At 36.7% G+C, this 17,207-nt stretch carries 17 protein-coding genes; 10 read left to right on the top strand and 7 right to left on the bottom strand.

Features of this window, described 5'->3' with window-relative positions:
* The first annotated feature begins 111 nt into the window (after nt 1–111).
* Nucleotides 112–555, top strand: a complete 444-nt coding sequence (locus ACQ76T_RS03155) for an SRPBCC family protein (protein ID WP_431341894.1) — start codon at nt 112–114, stop codon at nt 553–555.
* A gap of 422 nt (nt 556–977) precedes the next feature.
* Here the strand turns inward: ACQ76T_RS03155 and ACQ76T_RS03150 are convergent, their stop codons facing one another.
* Nucleotides 978–1,631, bottom strand: coding sequence for a response regulator transcription factor (locus ACQ76T_RS03150; RefSeq protein WP_431341893.1), 654 nt, complete (start codon nt 1,629–1,631; stop codon nt 978–980).
* Nucleotides 1,615–3,273, bottom strand: coding sequence for an ATP-binding protein (locus ACQ76T_RS03145; protein WP_431341892.1), 1,659 nt, complete (start codon nt 3,271–3,273; stop codon nt 1,615–1,617). Before ACQ76T_RS03145 ends, ACQ76T_RS03150 begins: the two co-directional genes overlap by 17 nt.
* A gap of 255 nt (nt 3,274–3,528) precedes the next feature.
* On the opposite strand from ACQ76T_RS03145, the gene ACQ76T_RS03140 reads away from it, so the two are divergent.
* The 9 genes from ACQ76T_RS03140 to ACQ76T_RS03100 all read left to right on the top strand — a co-directional run bounded on the left by ACQ76T_RS03140 (nt 3,529) and on the right by ACQ76T_RS03100 (nt 10,907).
* The gene (locus tag ACQ76T_RS03140; RefSeq protein ID WP_431341891.1) at nt 3,529–3,765 is read left to right on the top strand and encodes a hypothetical protein; all 237 of its coding nucleotides are present in this window, start codon (nt 3,529–3,531) and stop codon (nt 3,763–3,765) included.
* A 504-nt stretch (nt 3,766–4,269) separates the two neighbouring features.
* Nucleotides 4,270–5,220: a bifunctional helix-turn-helix transcriptional regulator/GNAT family N-acetyltransferase gene (locus ACQ76T_RS03135; protein WP_431341890.1), complete on the top strand. Its 951-nt coding sequence runs from the start codon at nt 4,270–4,272 to the stop codon at nt 5,218–5,220.
* 9 nt (nt 5,221–5,229) lie between these two features.
* Nucleotides 5,230–5,640: a DUF2000 family protein gene (locus ACQ76T_RS03130; RefSeq protein ID WP_431341889.1), complete on the top strand. Its 411-nt coding sequence runs from the start codon at nt 5,230–5,232 to the stop codon at nt 5,638–5,640.
* Nucleotides 5,641–5,652: 12 nt separating this feature from the next.
* Nucleotides 5,653–6,051 carry a PaaI family thioesterase gene (locus tag ACQ76T_RS03125; RefSeq protein ID WP_431341888.1) on the top strand — a complete coding sequence of 133 codons (399 nt, stop codon included), beginning with the start codon at nt 5,653–5,655 and terminating at the stop codon, nt 6,049–6,051.
* Between the two features lie 349 nt (nt 6,052–6,400).
* Entirely contained in the window at nt 6,401–7,540 is a 1,140-nt protein-coding gene (locus ACQ76T_RS03120) for a vWA domain-containing protein (RefSeq protein ID WP_431341887.1), read from the top strand.
* A gap of 81 nt (nt 7,541–7,621) precedes the next feature.
* Nucleotides 7,622–9,076 (top strand): sigma 54-interacting transcriptional regulator, encoded by a 1,455-nt coding sequence (locus ACQ76T_RS03115; protein WP_431341886.1) that lies wholly within the window; start codon nt 7,622–7,624, stop codon nt 9,074–9,076.
* A 415-nt stretch (nt 9,077–9,491) separates the two neighbouring features.
* Nucleotides 9,492–9,635, top strand: a complete 144-nt coding sequence (locus ACQ76T_RS03110; RefSeq protein ID WP_431341885.1) for a bacteriocin-like protein — start codon at nt 9,492–9,494, stop codon at nt 9,633–9,635.
* Between the two features lie 28 nt (nt 9,636–9,663).
* The gene (locus ACQ76T_RS03105) at nt 9,664–9,810 is read left to right on the top strand and encodes a bacteriocin-like protein (protein WP_431341884.1); all 147 of its coding nucleotides are present in this window, start codon (nt 9,664–9,666) and stop codon (nt 9,808–9,810) included.
* Between the two features lie 251 nt (nt 9,811–10,061).
* Nucleotides 10,062–10,907 carry a hypothetical protein gene (locus ACQ76T_RS03100; RefSeq protein WP_431341883.1) on the top strand — a complete coding sequence of 282 codons (846 nt, stop codon included), beginning with the start codon at nt 10,062–10,064 and terminating at the stop codon, nt 10,905–10,907.
* A gap of 144 nt (nt 10,908–11,051) precedes the next feature.
* On the opposite strand, the gene ACQ76T_RS03095 is transcribed toward ACQ76T_RS03100, so the two are convergent.
* The 5 genes from ACQ76T_RS03095 to fabD form a co-directional block, all read right to left on the bottom strand.
* On the bottom strand, nt 11,052–12,149 hold the full coding sequence (locus ACQ76T_RS03095; RefSeq protein ID WP_431341882.1) for an FAD-dependent oxidoreductase: 1,098 nt from the start codon (nt 12,147–12,149) through the stop codon (nt 11,052–11,054).
* A 208-nt stretch (nt 12,150–12,357) separates the two neighbouring features.
* Nucleotides 12,358–13,101 carry a 4'-phosphopantetheinyl transferase family protein gene (locus tag ACQ76T_RS03090; protein WP_431341881.1) on the bottom strand — a complete coding sequence of 248 codons (744 nt, stop codon included), beginning with the start codon at nt 13,099–13,101 and terminating at the stop codon, nt 12,358–12,360.
* 42 nt (nt 13,102–13,143) lie between these two features.
* Complete coding sequence (locus ACQ76T_RS03085) at nt 13,144–13,797, bottom strand: MBL fold metallo-hydrolase (protein WP_431341880.1); 654 nt, start codon at nt 13,795–13,797, stop codon at nt 13,144–13,146.
* An 85-nt stretch (nt 13,798–13,882) separates the two neighbouring features.
* Nucleotides 13,883–14,851 (bottom strand): acyltransferase domain-containing protein, encoded by a 969-nt coding sequence (locus ACQ76T_RS03080; RefSeq protein WP_431341879.1) that lies wholly within the window; start codon nt 14,849–14,851, stop codon nt 13,883–13,885.
* Nucleotides 14,852–17,140 carry an ACP S-malonyltransferase gene (gene fabD, locus ACQ76T_RS03075; protein WP_431341878.1) on the bottom strand — a complete coding sequence of 763 codons (2,289 nt, stop codon included), beginning with the start codon at nt 17,138–17,140 and terminating at the stop codon, nt 14,852–14,854.
* Between the last annotated feature and the right edge of the window lie 67 nt (nt 17,141–17,207).

The following is a 17,207-nucleotide window of genomic DNA, read 5'->3' as shown; positions in this document are numbered from 1 at the left end:
TATATCTCATTAACAATTAGTAGATTATTTTTTTAAAATAAATTTATTGTGCCATTTTTTACCATCCGAACCGTTCTTCATTTTCGTTAAATTCTTAAAAAAACAAAGTCTATGAATAATTACAGCCATACTACTGAAGTAAAAACCTCTACAGAGATGATATATAAAGCTCTGACAGAACAAATTCCTCTTTGGTGGACAGAAATGTACGAAGGTTCTTCGCTAAAAACCAATGATAGATTTACCATAAGATTTGGAGATCAGGTACACAAAACAATGCGCGTAAAAGAATCTGTGCCCAGTTCAAGAGTCATTTGGGAGGTGGAAGATGCTCTGATTGCTATTTCCTCACTGAAAAATCAGTCAGAATGGATAGGAACTACCATCGTCTGGGAAATAAAAGAAGAAAAAAATGCAGCGCTGCTCCATCTTACCCACATTGGGCTGAATCCCTCGATTGAATGTTATGAGCTTTGTATTGGTGGATGGCAGCAATTTCTGGGAAGCCTGAAAATGTTTTTGGAAACCGGAAAAGGTACTCCTTATCAAAAATAGCCTTTTATCAAAAAGCAAGGGAGAAGCAAATGCTTCTCCCTTTTTTGTACTAATAACCTACCAATTGAACTTCTCTATGTGTATTTGTGTTTTTTATATTCTTGCTATCATTTGGTTTTTTTTATCAAGAAGAACTTTTTTAAAGGTTATTCATACAGTTTATAATTGTTTCATCATTTGTGTTTTTATATAATTATAGTTTATTATTTGTACCGCTATAATTATTAATTTTTTTAGATAAAATATACATCTGAAAAAAGTGCTTCTATTTTTTCTTTCCGTAAATCTTATAGTGCAAAGTAACGACATTGCCGGGTAAAGTCTTCTATAAAAGGGATCGATACATATCGAAGTGTTTATAGATATTTATCGATAACAGGGTCCGGTTGATAAAAAAATGTAAAAAAATAATCTTTGGTACATTATATTTTATGATGAGTTTTAACAAGATCCACCAACTCAACCAGGTTTTCTATTTTCAATTTCTCAAAGATATTTTTTTTGATTGTACTTACTGTATTTTGCTTGATATCCAAGCTATTGGCAATTTCCAAATTTCCGTATCCTTCGGCATAGAGTTCGGCAATTTCCATTTCTCTTTTGGTAAGGGTACTGAGCGGACTGATTAAATTGGGATTATAGACAAATTGTAAAAGCAGATCTCTGGAAAGATCGGAAAAGTATTCCCCTTTCTGAATAAAGGCAATAAGTGCTTCTCTTATTTCATCTTCTTCACTTAATTTGCTAAGATATCCATTGGCTCCCGCTTTAATAAATTTAAGAGCATGGAGATCTTCCTCAAGACCTGTAAAAATTAAGATTTTCATATTGGGATTTACAGCTTTCATTTGTGGCAGAATATGCAGACTGTTTCCTTCCGGAAAATGAGCATCCATCACCGCCATTTCTATTCCTTTAGACTCCACCAGTTCCATAGCCTGCTGCAATGAGGAAGTCTGATAAATTTTAGCATTTGGAGCAATATCATTGATGACGATCTCCATTCCCTGTCGCACAATACTGTGATCATCTGCTAAAAGAAATATGATTTCTTTATTTTCAATTGGTATTTCCATTATTATTACTATTTAAATTGATCCTGAATGTTATTTTTGTTCCTTTGTGCAACTTACTTTCAATCGATATTTCTCCGTTGAAAAGTTCTACGATTTCTTTCACCAGATTTAATCCCAGCCCAGCTCCCAGATTGTCTACTTCATCAGATACAATACCCTGATAGTAGGGATCAAAGATTTTAGCAAGGTCAGATTCTGAAATTCCTACTCCGGTATCTGCTACTGTCGTAATCAGTGATATGGTATTTTTATCAATAGATTCTGTTACCAGCGTGAGATCAATTTGTCCGTTTTCTGTGAACTTATTGGCATTTCCGAGGATATTCATAAAGATCTGATTGATTCTGATATTATCCGAGAATACAACCCTATCTTCAGGAATCCTGTCTGTAATCACAAACTTATTATTTCTCGTCTCCAGATAAGGAGTGATTACTTTTACAATAGAGCCGATTTCATTTTTAAGATTGAACTCACTCTGTATCAGTTTCTTTTCAGCATCCTGATTTTTAGTATATTCCAGAATCTGGTTAGACTGAAGTAATAGTGTACTGTTGGTAAATTTTATCGATTTAAGATAATCTTTTATCGTTTCATCTTCCGTAGATCTGTAGATCTTGTCAATAAAGATATTGATGATCTTAAGCGGCGACCTCAGATCATGGCTCAGCATTCCTAATATCCTGTTTTTGAAGTTGAGATTCTTTTTGATCTCTCCATTCGCTTCGTTCAGCTTACGTTCATAAATAAAGGCCATTCTGGTAAAATACATGATCAGAATGGAGACAATGAACATTAAAATCATTAGTCCCAGTACAAGATAGGTTCTGATTTTATTATTGTCTGAACTTTGCTGGTTGTATTCTTTTTCAAGCTCGGATTTAAAATCCCTGATCGCACTTTCATATACTTCTATCAAACTATTGCTGTACACGAGAAGTTTACTGAAATTACTATAAAACTGAAGATTATCTTTCTGTTTCTGAGCTGCGTACCTTTGTACTTTCTTTACTTCAGCAGCATAATGTTTATCCATAGATTTGATGGTATTATCCATCTTAGTTTTCACCTGAGAAATATCTATGGTCTTATTATTCGTTAAGGTAATCACGGTGCTTTCTTTCTGAACATCCACTTTCCCTTTAACGGCATCTTTCAATCGTCCGAAAAGCCCCTTTTTCTTTATCGTATCTGCATACTTATGGGTTTCTATTTTAATGTCATCAAAATCATTTTTATATTTTGGAGGCTCGTATTCTTTGTCCTGTGCTTTTGCCGGTGGGTTCAGAGAAGACTGGTAAACCGAATCTATTAAATTTTTCAGTTTGGTTGTCTGCTCCGTATCTTTTACATGTCGGGAAAGATTCTTTTTCAATCTCGGGCTTGTCTTCTCATAATCATTAATCTTATCAAAATTAATCTTAAGTTTTGTAAGAGACTGAAAATATGCCTGCAAATCCTTATCATCCTGGCTTACCATATATTTCTGAAGATATTCCTGAGCATCCAGAAAATCTTTTCTCGAATTATCAGTCAGTTTTCCCAGTGCACGGCTGTCTTCCAACTGGTTTTTAATAAACTGAAGCTTCTTTCCGTTGACAAATTCGTTATAAAAAAAGATGGCGATAATTACCTGTATCAATAAAATACATATGATTAAAGAGTAATGAACAACCTTCCTCAATTTAAAATTTAAGAATTTATTTTTCATATTTATGCGTCAGCTAGTTTAATTTTCTGATTATCTTGCTTTTACCGATTATTATTATTCAATAATATTTTATTATTATAAAAAATATAACAATAGGCATATATTATACAATTTACAAATTTAAAGTAATTTTTTGCTTCTTTATAATACTAATTATCAGGTAAATCAAATAAATTCAATACTATTTTGTATCAAAATGCTTTTACCGTTTACGAATTCCTTCCTGTCTATGGAAATCTTCAGGATTGGATGCAAAAATCGGGTACCCACAAAATATTTCGAAAGTTCCTGATATCCACGATCAGAAGCTTGATCCCGCTATCCACTCTTACTCCTCACGCCCGCCTTTTCCACCGCTCAGGCTCTGCAATGTCCGCCGTATGCTCCGGGGTAACCGTTTCTATCGGGGCTAATGACTATTAAAAGCGGATAAAAGCTATTGATATCATCACATTCTACTCTACATCATACATCAACCTCTTTCAACTTTAATGATTTACTAATCATAATCAGTATTTATACTCAAAACAATAATTGGTAATTTACACTATGAAATACCTCCCGCCTTCTTTGTTACTTTGAAATGCTGAGTAAGCAGACTTAAGCCGAGAAAATGCTGCAAGAACATTTTGACCTACACCGCCCTGATTGGTTAAGCCAAGATTATTATTTAGGGTGGTAAGTATATTATAAAAAAGTGTTTACCCTTACTCCGGAGCAATCCGGAGTTTTTTATGTTAGACCCATTCCATAAAAAAAGTATTCTCGCATCAACTTTCGCTCATCATCAATAAAATATATTCCGTTAATTTTCAATACTATATAATTAAAACCTTATAAAATAACCTAATTTTTAGCACCGCTTTCTTTTTGATTTTAAAATAATGAGTACATTTGCATAACTGGTTATATAATTAATTATACTTTATGGATTTATTTGAAAAAACAGGAAAAATAGCGTTAGGCAGCCGATTACGTTATATGGCTTCAAATGTTACTGACGAAGCGGCAAAGATTTATGAGTTGTACAATGTTGACTTCTCACCAAAATGGTTTCCCGTATTTTTTGTATTAGCAGAAGAAGGATCCAAAACAATTACTGAAATCGCAGGTGAAATAGGACATTCACAGCCTTCCGTCACCAAAATTATCAAAGAAATGACCGCAGCTGGTCTGGTGCAGGACAATCTTAAATCTGAAGATAAAAGAAGAAATATGGTAGACCTTACGGAAAAAGGAACAGCACTTTCATCCCAAATAAGGATTCAATGTACAGATATCGATCATGCTATTAATGAAATCATCAAGGAGGCAGAGCATAATCTTTGGGAAGCACTTGCAGAATGGGAACTTTTATTTGAACAAAAATCTCTGCTGGAAAGAGTAAAAGAACAAAAGAAAATCCGTGAAAGTAAAAATGTAGAGATTGTGAAATATGAACCTAAGTATCAATCGGTTTTCAAAGAACTCAACAAAGAATGGATCTCCACTTACTTTGAAATGGAGGAAGCAGATTATAAAGCACTGGACAATCCTGAAGAATATATTATCAACAAAGGCGGAAAAATACTGGTTGCTCTCTATAATAACCAACCCATGGGAGTGTGCGCTCTTATAAAAATGGACGACCCTGACTATGATTTCGAATTGGCTAAAATGGCCGTATCACCAGAAGCACAGGGAAAAAATATCGGTTGGCTGCTCGGTCAGGCTATCCAACAGGCCGCAATAGAAATGGGGGCTAAAAAGTTATACCTTGAAAGTAACACGGTATTGAAGCCTGCTATCAATCTCTATTACAAACTTGGATTTAAAAAAATAACAGGCCGCTCTACTCCTTACCAGCGTTGTAATATTCAAATGGAATTAACCTTATAAGATAAAAAAATGTACAATAAAAAAGTAGCTGTTGTCATTAAAGACGACCTTTTACCTTGGCAGAAGCTCAATGTTGTTGCCTTTCTTGCAGGAAGCATTGCGATTGAATTTCCGGAAACTCATGGGGAAAAATTCATCACTGCAGACCATAAAACGTTTTTGCCATTTATAAAACATCCAACTCTTGTTTATAAAGCCGAAAGTTCAGAGAAACTGCAAAGAGCCTTCCAACGTGCAAAAGATCGGGAGCTTGCCATCGGAATATATACCCAACAGCTTTTTGATACCCGTTCCGGAGAAGAAAATGTTCTTGAGATAGCAAAACACACCGCCGATCAGTTGGATCTTGTGGGAATCATTGTGTATGGCGAGAATAAAAAAGTAGATAAAGCCTTGGATGGATTAAAATATCACGAATAAACCTTCAATATTATGTACGACAGAATTAAACAGAGTTTTGACCAACAGGGAATCATGAAAACAATCGGTGCCCAACTCGCGGAAGTAGAAAAGGGTAAAGTAAAAATCACCTGTGAATTTTCTGAAAAACTTACTCAGCATAATGGTTTCTTCCATGCGGGAGTGCTCACGACCATTGTAGACAGCGCCTGTGGCTACGCAGCCTTAACAACCATGCCGGAAAATGCCAACGTTTTAACGGTAGAGTTTAAGGTAAACTTTATGAAACCTGCCAAAACCGATCAGTTGGTGGCTATAGGAAAAGTTCTGCAAGCCGGAAGAACCCTTACCATTTGCGAAGGGTATGTCTACAACCGAAACGAAGAAAAACTCATTGCAAAAATGACTGCAACAATGATTGCACTTGTCTAACTTTATTCGGGAATACAGAATTCCCTCCTATATTTTATTCTTATTATCAGGAATGCACACGTTTTTTACTGAGTCTATTCTAAAGTGTATCTTCTCTGTTTACATTTTGGGTTCATTAAAAAATCTGTGCATTTGTTGTAATTACCATAATATTCTCTTTTCATATCGCCATCATTAGTATTTTCTATTTTTCGTAAGAATTCTTGCCGTTATATTTTGCTAACTTGTCTCTTTAAAAAAGAAGAAATAAAACCTTATACAGATTATCCGATTGTATCGAAAAATAGACATTTAAAACAGTCGTGATATTATTCTAAAAGGTTTAACAGCAAAACAGCTTCATCATCTTATGACCAATAAAGATTTTAATTCTCAGCGAGGTTTTACATTCAGTAAACATATCCCGGAAGAATTATCGAATTTTGACCGGGTCTTTGACATCTTCAAAGATCTGCTCACCCATACGTCCGGGGATATTGAAGAAGCCTTCGAATGGCTCGATATGCTAGACAAGGAATATGAAATTTTCACCAATGAATATACGCTTCAGGATTTTGAGGAAGACTTAAAAAAACGTGGCTATATCAAAGAAGAAGAACCGGAAGATGGCAATTCAGGGCCAGGAAAAGGTAAAAATATGTTGACGCCCAAACTGGAAGCAGCCTTACGGGAGTATGCTTTAGACCAGATTTTCGGGAACCTTAAAAAAAGCGGCACGGGAAATCACCGCACTACAAAAACAGGAATTGGCGACGAGCGGGACGGAGAAAGCCGGTCCTATCAATATGGTGACGATCTTTCCGCTGTTAATATGACCGAAAGTTTAAAAAATGCACAGATCAACAACGGAATTTCAAATCTGCACCTTACAGAAGATGACCTTATTGTAGAAGAAACCAAACATAAGGCTCAGATGAGTACCGTATTGATGATCGACATCAGCCATTCCATGATTTTATATGGTGAAGACCGTATCACTCCTGCCAAAAAAGTAGCAATGGCCCTCGTAGAGCTTATTAAAAGGAAATATCCTAAAGATTCCATCGATATTATTGTCTTTGGAAACGAGGCGTGGCCCATCAAAATAAAAGACCTTCCCTATTTAAAGGTGGGTCCTTATCATACCAATACTGTGGCAGGATTAGAGCTTGCTATGGATATTCTGCGCAGAAAGAGAAATACCAACAAGCAGATCTTTATGATTACCGACGGTAAACCAAGCTGCATTCAGCTTCCTACAGGGGAATTTTATACCAACAGTTACGGACTGGATGAAATGATTGTCAACCAATGTCTCAACAGAGCTGCCCAGGCCCGAAAACTGAAAATTCCTATTACAACATTCATGATTGCACAGGATCCTTATCTGCGTCAGTTTGTGGAAGCATTTACCGCTCAAAACAAAGGAAAAGCTTTTCTGACCGGCTTATCAGGCTTAGGGCAGATGATTTTTGAAGATTATGAAAAAAACAGAATAAAGAGAATTTAATATAACGTAAGAAATAAGACTGATCTTACAAACGTTACTTTTAAAGCATCTCATCAGATAATTATTTTTACTTAAAAGACAATGAAAAACGATATTACATTCAAAGAATTAAAAGACTCCGGTTACACCCATAAAACGATCAATGAAGAAATCCAGGCTAATCTAATCTCAAGAATTAAAGATAAAAAACCTGTATTCGAAGGACTTTGGGGATATGAAGACACTGTAATTCCACAGCTAAAAAAAGCCATCCTCGCCGGACACCATATCAACCTTCTTGGGTTAAGAGGTCAGGCCAAAACCAGAATCGCCCGAAGTATGGTAGATCTTCTTGATGAATATATGCCTATTGTAAAAGGATCAGAAATTAACGACAGTCCATTCCATCCTATTTCAAAATATGCCAAAGATCTTATTGAAGAACTGGGCGACAACACTCCTATTTCGTGGGTACACCGTTCCGGCCGTTTTTTTGAGAAACTGGCAACTCCTGATGTAAATGTTGCTGATCTCATCGGAGATATAGACCCTATCAAAGCTGCAACCTTAAAACTTCCTTATTCTGACGAGCGCGTCCTTCATTACGGAATGATTCCCCGCGCCAACCGCTCTATTTTTGTTTTGAATGAACTTCCTGATCTACAGGCCAGAATTCAGGTTTCTCTGTTTAATATTCTGCAGGAAGGTGATGTTCAGATCCGTGGATTTCAGTTAAGAATGCCTTTGGATATTCAATTTGTATTTACAGCCAATCCGGAAGATTATACCAACAGAGGAAGCATTGTAACGCCATTGAAAGACCGAATTGGTTCTCAGATTTTCACCCATTATCCAAAAACCATTGCCCTGGCCCGCCAGATTACGGAACAGGAAGCAATCATCTCAGCAGAAGATCAGTCACAGATACAAATTTCCGATCTCGCAAGAAACCTTTTGGAAGAAGTTGCCTTTGCAGCCCGCGACAGTGAGTATGTAGATGCTAAAAGCGGAGTAAGTGCCCGTTTAACCATCAGTGCGATGGAAAACCTGGTTGCTGCAGCAAAACTACGCTTGATAGAATCCGGTGTTGAAAAAACGACAGTTCGTTTGGTGGATTTTATGTCCATCATTCCATCTATCACAGGGAAAATTGAACTGGTATACGAGGGTGAGCAGGAAGGAGCCGATTATGTAGCCAAAATACTGATCGACAAAGCAGTAATGAGACAGTTTGAAAGTCTTTTTCCACGCATTCCTAAACTGGAAAAAGAAGATATTAAAACACCATATACCGACCTTATCAGATGGTTCAATAAAAATCATCTTGAACTTAATTATAATGATACAGATGAGGAATTTTACGCAAAACTCAACAAGATAACTCCTCTGGTAACTGTTGTAGAAGAAAATGCCTCAGATCTGAGTACAGAAGACAAAAACTTCTGCAAAGAACTGGTATTGTGGGCCCTGACCATAAGCAGTAAAATCGATAAATCTGAAAATCAGTCTGCATTTACTTTTGATTCTGCAGGAATCGGACAGTTTTTGCGCAATTAAAAAGGATTTTTAGTAAAAAATAAAAGAGTCGGCTTCATTTGAAGCCGACTCTTTTTTATAGGGTAATGTTTATAATTGTTCTATTTCACATCAAGTTCGATAATGGTAACGATCTCCTCATTGTTGAAACCTATCTCTTCATATTCAAAATCAAATGTTACCGAAATTTCCACGTTAGTTTTTCGTGATCGATCTGTAAAACCTCATAATTCAAAAAAGAACTTTAAAATCGTATTACAAAACAGATCGAAGTTCAAGAACATATTCCCATTAATAGATATTCTTAAGCTTTGCACAAACAGCAAACCTCACAAAAATCAAACATAAAGACATTAGTCGAAAATATTTTTAAAATAATTTCAATTTGATTGATAAAAATTCATTAATTTAGGATAAAACTAAACGTAAATTTATTATGAAAAATGTAAAAAAAATCGAAAGACAGGAGATGAAAGCCATTAATGGCGGCATCAATTGTACAGGGGGTCAACTATGTTTAATCAGTGGAAAATGGGTATGCATGCCCTACGACGGATGTGGTGGCGGAAATCAACCTTAAGTTTTAAGTTTAACCCAATTACTATATTATGAAAAATTCAAAAAAAATTTCAAGAGATCAACTGAAGACTATCAACGGTGGGGCAATAGGCTGTTCCGAAGCGTGCTGCCCTCCTCCGGGAATAAAAAAATGCCCATGGGTAATCTGCATTGTGCCTTGTCCTGTAACAAGTTAAAATCAGGGTTAATGGGTACTATCATGATGTCTGCACTATAGTATCAACACTGATAGGAAATAAAAAGCCTTGGAATCAAAGATTCTAAGGCTTTTATATAAATAATAGCTCATAAATATTTTCAAAAGGTATTATCTCTTGCAACTGTTTTCCGAGCTATTTTCAGGTTGTGTGTATTAATCCGTTTTTTTAATTTTAACTCCCTACAATAACCGATATAAAAATACATTCAGTATTGAGAAAAGCGAACCATGAAAAATGAATACTATGATACTTTAAACCTTAAATCTGACGAAAAGGTTTTAGAAATTTACAGAGATCGAAATCGATATGTTAAAGAGGCCCAGGAAGCGTTAATTGAGATATTGAAAAGCAGAAATCTGTATGAACAGGCTATAGAGGAAGAAGAATTAGAATATATTGAACAGGAAGAATTGGAACAGGAAACTATTCAGGATTTTGAAAGGAATCTGTTTGGAAAATATTTTTCAAATATTGAGTTTGCTCAAAACTGTTTAAACAGTGGTGAATATTTTAAGGCAGATTTTTCTGTTATCCAGAAAAGCTTTGTTCTCAGTAGACTCGCTATCGTTATAGGAATGCTTGGAGCCATAAGTTTCTGTATGTTTTTAATCATTCATCGCTATAATAATGATCTGATATTATATTGGGCTACCCCATCACTTCTTTTATCACTATTAATAATTGTTGGAATCAAGGGACAAAAATCTACAAAATCCTCTCTTAGATTGGTTAGAAAAAGTAATCTAGACATTGATCTGACAATACAGATGAAAGACCATCAAATTACCGTTAATTATCCTTTCAAATATGAATATTACTGGACTTACAGACAAAATGTTAAGCCCAGAATCAGGCAGGTAGAACTATTTATTTTTATCTATGAGCGCGATGAAATGATTATTTCTTTAAACGAAACATTAGACGCTTCTAAAACGCCACCTCCTCATTGGGATTTTATTCCGGATGAAAAAATGGTAACAAAATCCAAATTCTCGTTTACAAATTATGCTTTTAAAAGTCCCAATTTGTATAAACTACAAAAAATATTAGACGGACTAAAAGAGCAACACTGAGAAAACAAAATCTACTCTGCTGATTACTCAAATTTCAACCGGCTAATGATTAAACAATTACCGCCGTCCAAGAAAAATCCGAAGAAAAGACGTTCTTCGGATTCTGTAATGTTTAGTGTAACATCAATCTATTTTTAATGTAATTTACACATTTTGTGGAATTTCCTGTTTTAACATGCTAATGATTTCATTGGCACATCCCCAGGAGAATGTAACACCGGAACCTCCATGTCCGTAATTGTGAATTACAGGCGCTTGCGGATCTTTTTCTAACCTTACATTTCCTTTTCGCAAAGGTCGTAAGCCTGCACGAACCGGTTCTTTTTTATCTACTGTGGCATTCTTCAGCATAGGAAGGAATGTGACACAGTTATCCAGCATATCCTGTATAGGTTTATAATTATCTAATCCAATGGAAGTATCCCACTCATTTTCTTCTGCCAATCCCCCAATTACGGCCATATGATTACCTCTGGGAACAATAAATACGAAATTACTTCCACTGGAAAATTCATCATGTGAAATACAGTATGCCTTATCAATATAAGGTATCGTAGTTCCATAGTTATGAATTCTTACCAAAGCTCCACGCAGAGGATACATCTCATCATTGGCAAGCTCTGCTGCTCCCAGTCCGGAGCAATTAATAATAAAATCTGCATTATATTCTGCCAATAATTTCTGGGATTGTTTTACAATATCTCCTGTAATTTTCCTTTGGATAATTTGAACTCCTTTTTCTCTTACCTTCGTTAACAGCCAATCCATATACATATCCGTATCAACCATCGGAGCAAGGTAAGAGTAGGCATCTACTAAACCAATATCTTCATTTACTCCTTCTTCTTTTATCATCGCTGCATCGTGTCTAAATTCTTTCACCTTCTCTTTTAGTTCGTTCATTTTGTTCAGGTAAGAAGGAGTACTATTTACCGGCATTTTGAAATAAAAGATAACAGGTTTTATTTTTACTCCTGTCTCTTTCTTTTCGGCGAGTTCAAAAAATTTTTCATACGAATTCATACACCAGTCTTTCGAACGTTCTAAAGAGGCAACATCCTGATGAAACCCACAAACTGCCGGTGGCCATTCCCAAAGAGCTCCTGCAACAACAGAGACAATATCGGGGGCTAATTTTTCGGCAATTATTGTTATTTCATATCCCTCGTCCAAAAGGGACAACCCAGTGGTAAGACCGGATACACCAGCACCAATGATAATGATTTTCTTTTTGTTTTTCATGGCTATTATGTATTAAGAATAAATATCTAATGGTTTATATAATTCATTAATATGTGAAATTTTTATCAAATTTAAAACAAAAGTAACAGCAAAACAAAAAAAATATCACAAGAAAGAGAATTAAAAACAAGTAACAATTCTTGAATATATTAAATCATAAAATGATCAAAAAGAGAATTTAGAAAGGAATTTAAAAAGATAATAACTTTTATAAATATAACGATTTGAGTATGGTAAGATCTAAGATACTTTTCTTAGGAAGAACCAAAGACCATGCATGTCCGTTCGAGATCCAGGATATGGATTGATACTGAGGAAAATTGATAAAACGGCAAATAATAGCGTCTTCACGATGCTCTATATCTTCAATTTCATAGAGGTGAAAAGGTGTCATAAGACCTGTTTTGAGGACTTTTGATAAAGCTTCTTTAATAGTCCATAAAATGGTAAGGCTTGTATGCTCATCGGAATGAATCTTAGAAAGTTTATTTTTTTCACCATCTGTAATAATTCCTTTGATGGTTTCTGCCTGTTCAGTATTCACAGCTTCAACGTCTACTCCCATCGGATGTCCTTCCTGAAATATAACCGCAATGGCCATTTCTGTGGTATGGGAAATGCTCAATTGTATATTCCCGGTTCCGGCCAAATAAAGAACAGGCTGCTGAAATACTCCAGCGCCTACTCTTGCTTCTGTTACCACGATATCATTCATAAATGTTTTTAATGCCATTTTAGCGGCATATCTACCCAACAAATAGCTGTGCTGTACTTTTGGAAATTTCAATGTATCAAAAAATTCCAGTTCTTTTTCGTGAAGAAATGACTGTCTTATTTCTCTTAATTGATCCAGAGAATTTCGTACTGCTGCAATAGCGGCAGGGTGTAAACCATCAGCTCTCTGTAAGAATAATTTTTCAACCACAATTGTATTTTGTAAGAATAGTTTCATAGCACTAAGGTCATCATCAATGAAGATATAAAAGTAACGATATTATTTGAAAGAAAATGGGTCTGGCTTATTCTTCCGCATTCTGAAATCGGTAAAAGCATCTCTTCTGTTCAACAGAAAATAGATGTTGTTATGCAGTAAAAAGCCTAATTCCTGCCCTGGGATTTCTCCAAAAGAGTGGCCCGGCCAAATTAAAGTCTGTTGAGGGAGATACTGCTTGATAAACTGTACAGAGTCATAAAGAGCGTTTATTCCATTTTGATCGCAGATTCCTACTCCTTCGATAAAAATAGTATCTCCGGTAAAGCAATTTCCATCAATCAGATAACAGACGCTTCCTTTCGTATGTCCGGGAGTCAGTAAAGCTGTTACGCTAAAATTTCCTACCATGACCTCCTGCAGATGTTGAATTGCAATAAGGTTTGGACATTTAAAATCATATTGACGGATCTCGATGGCTGACATATACACTGGAACTCCGTAATATTCTGCAAAAGTTTCGGCAAGGTCTGTATGATCGTGGTGGGAATGCGTCAATAAAACCCCTGTTAATGCGATATGATTATTTGTCAAAAAGTGGCTGATGAGCTCATAATCCCAGGCCGGATCAATCAATATTCCGGAATGGTCATTATGAATCAGGTAACATTGGTTTTTAATACCCTGCCCTGAAACACGGAAAACTTCTACTTTCATCTGTTTATATTTATTTTTTTCAACAGCCAGATGGAACACCCATAATCACTTCCTTGTGTGCCAAAAAATTTTCGACATGGGTGTTTCATACTACTGTGTTCTTTATTCTGTTCTGTAATTTATCTAATTGGCTCATCTCTCTTCTGTAAGGGCTCATAATCGTAAAAGTTTCAGAATGGCTATCAGGCTTCAGATTATATTTAACAAATGCAGCACTGGTTCCCGAAGGTCCCATATCTATATAAAGACAGGGACCTTTGGCTTCCAGAAGATCAATTATTTTCGTAAAATTAGTATATCGGCTTACGGCCTGCCAGAAATAATCATCGGCAAGCGCATTGAGTTCTTTTGCTTCAAAACCTGATATCAATCCCTCAGCAGGAGCGTTCAAAGCGATTGAGGAACTGATGTACTGATCAAAATCCGCTTTTGCAGCCTTCATTAAGGGAGAATGAAAAGGAACATTGACGGGTAAGCGAAAGAAGTTAATTCCCTGCTCAGCCAGTTCATTTTCAAATACTTCTAAATGAGAAGTAGCTCCTGACAAAGTAAAATGTCCGCTAAAATTATCTGACGCGAGAAATAACTGATGTTTCCCATAAAGACTTTTCAGTTTTTGTTCTTCGGCAAATACCACCAGCATTCCTCCTTCAATATCAGCACGGCAGATCGATTTAGCCTGTTCTACGGCCGCTTCCACCGCAGTAGCAGCATCCCATACTCCCCCCGCCACACCGGCAGCAAATTCTCCCAGGCTGTTCCCCGATATAAAGTGTGGCTGAATTCCCATCTCCAAAACTGTTTCATAGAGGGCGATCTCAACGGCAACAATCGCAGGATGGGTGACGAGTAATTCTTCGAAAGATTCTTCTTCGCTGGTATACAACTCATCGATCAAAGAATAGTTCAGTTGCTTTTTTATCATTTGAGACAGCGTTTCGAGGCAGCTTTTAAATGTTGGATGCTGCTCATACAAATCCCGTCCCATTCCACGATAGTGACTTCCCTGCCCTGAAAATAAGAATACAATATTTTTTGATTCGTTTTCTGTCATTTAATTATTTATCATTAATGCAGTGTTCTCTAATAATTTAGCTGCCCCTACCATGATATTGAGTCCAATTTCATCCACATGGCGATTTTTCCAGCTTTCCATCGGGGTTCCTTTTACCCACTGGTTGAATGCTCCCAATGCGGAACCTGTATGGATCTGGAAATTAGCTTTGTTTTCGATATTTCCTTCAAAAGCAAGCTTATTGGTATAACCAAAATACCAACGGAAGACCAATGCCATTTTAGTTTTGGGATTCTGCTCTGCTTTGGTAATCTCAGCTTCTGCTCCTGTATTTCGGCAATATTCACGCACTTCATTCCAAATTTCGGCAATACTTTTTTCAAAATAGGTTTTCTCCAGTTGCGTTATTACTTTTTCAGGAATTTCTTCTAAGCTGTTGTATTGATTGTATAAAGCGTACAGTTTATTGGCTCTTGCAGCAAACAAAACTCCTCTTCTCAGCACCTGCACTTTTGCTCCTATTTCAAACATATCTCCTGCCGGCGCATAATCCGTGTCCTGAACATTGATGTCCTGTAAAAGATCTTTTACGGCATCACTGGTTCCTGCCTCTACGGTACACTGATTAACCGATCCCGTTACGATAAAGTCAGCACCCATAATGTAGGCGCATGTTGCCGCCTGAGGAGTTCCAATTCCGCCTGCCAATCCAACACGGATTTCTTTCTCATAAGCATATTCCGCCATAATATCGGCTCTTAAACGCTGAATAGATGGTAGTAAAACCATGGCAATACCACGATCGGTATGTCCGCCTGAATCTGCTTCCACACAGATATCGTAGCTCATAGGGACTTTTTTGGAAAGGGCTGCCTGTTCTGCAGTGATAAGGTCTTCTTCCAATAAATTTCTTACGATTTTATCGGGAGCAGGACGCATAAAGACTTCCGCCACTTCCGGTCTGGAAACTTTAGCAATAATATTATGCTTGCATATTACTTCACCGTTGGGGCCTTTCTGTAAACCTTTTAATCTGTAATATACCAAAGCGGGCATCATCTGCATATAGGCCGAAGCTTCAATATTGGTTACTCCGTAAAGAAGTAAAAGTTCAACAGCCTTCATTTCCGAAGCCGTATCATTTAAATTATGCAGGAAATTGACTCCGTAAGGTTCTCCATTGGTCAGTTCTTCCTGGATTTTAATGATATTCTTTTCTATTTCTGCCAAAGGCATTCCTCCGGTTCCCAAAAATCCCATGAACCCGGCTTTTGCCAAACGGATTACCAACTGCGGAGAAGCAATTCCTCTGTACATAGATCCTGCTGCATAAGCATATTTAAGCCCATAATCTTTGCGGAATTCGTGGCTTCCGAGTTTGGTAGAAAGGCATTCTTTTTTGGATGTTTCTCCATTTACTTTACCATTCACAGAACCGTTAATATGAGGTTTTACGGTTTCGGTTATTATCTGTTCTTCGTGGATCAGCGGAGTGCAGGTATCTTTAATTTCATTCACCATTTTAGTCAAAATAACGCTTCCTGTTTCTTCATATTCGGTAACGCCTTTCCCCATAAGAGTTCTGATGGTATCTGTCCATTGTACAGAGCTTTCAATCTGTTGAGCCAGAAGATCGATGATCTGTCCTTCAGGATAAGGCTTTGCAGTCACATTCGCAATTACGGGAGTCTGTAAAGCTGAGAAGCTAAAGTTTCGAAGAAAATCTTTAAATTCTGTAGCTGCAGGTTTCATATATCTTGAATGGAATGGAGCACTTACAAAAAGCGGAAATATTTTAATTTTACGTTCTTCAAATTCCTGCACGATCTTATCAATCGAATGCTGAGGGCCGGCAATGACAATCTGCGTTGGCGTATTGATATTGGCAATATCTATATCTCCGTATCCTCCTTCTGACAGCAATTTTTGTACGGCATCCACTTTAAGCCCCAATACCGCTGCCATTCCGCCTCCGGATGCTGCCGCCATTAATGCACCTCTCTTCTGAACCAGTCTTAATCCTGTTTCAAAACTGAATGCTTCTGCCGCTAACAGGGCATTATATTCACCCAAACTGTGCCCAATGAAGAAATCCGGTTTGCTTCCTGATTGGTTTGCATAATGGGTAAATGCATTTACCGTATATAGCGCAGGCTGTGTGAATTGTGTTTTGCCTAACTGGCGTTCCGGATCTTTGATGCATAATTCTTCAAGGTCGTAGCCTAAAATTTCTGATGCTAAGATTGTTTCTTTTCTGAACTGATCGAAAAGTCCTTTTCCCATTCCTTTGTATTGGGATCCCTGACCTGGAAACATTACTGCTTTCATATGCTAATATTTATTGTTTTTATGATCATATGGAACACCCATAATCATTTTCTTGTGTGTTAAAATA

This window comes from Chryseobacterium sp. JK1, from assembly GCF_050632815.1.
Taxonomy (GTDB): Bacteria; Bacteroidota; Bacteroidia; order Flavobacteriales; family Weeksellaceae; genus Chryseobacterium.
The sequence above is the reverse complement of the archived record's forward strand: the minus strand, read 5'-3'. Positions and strand labels throughout refer to the sequence as shown.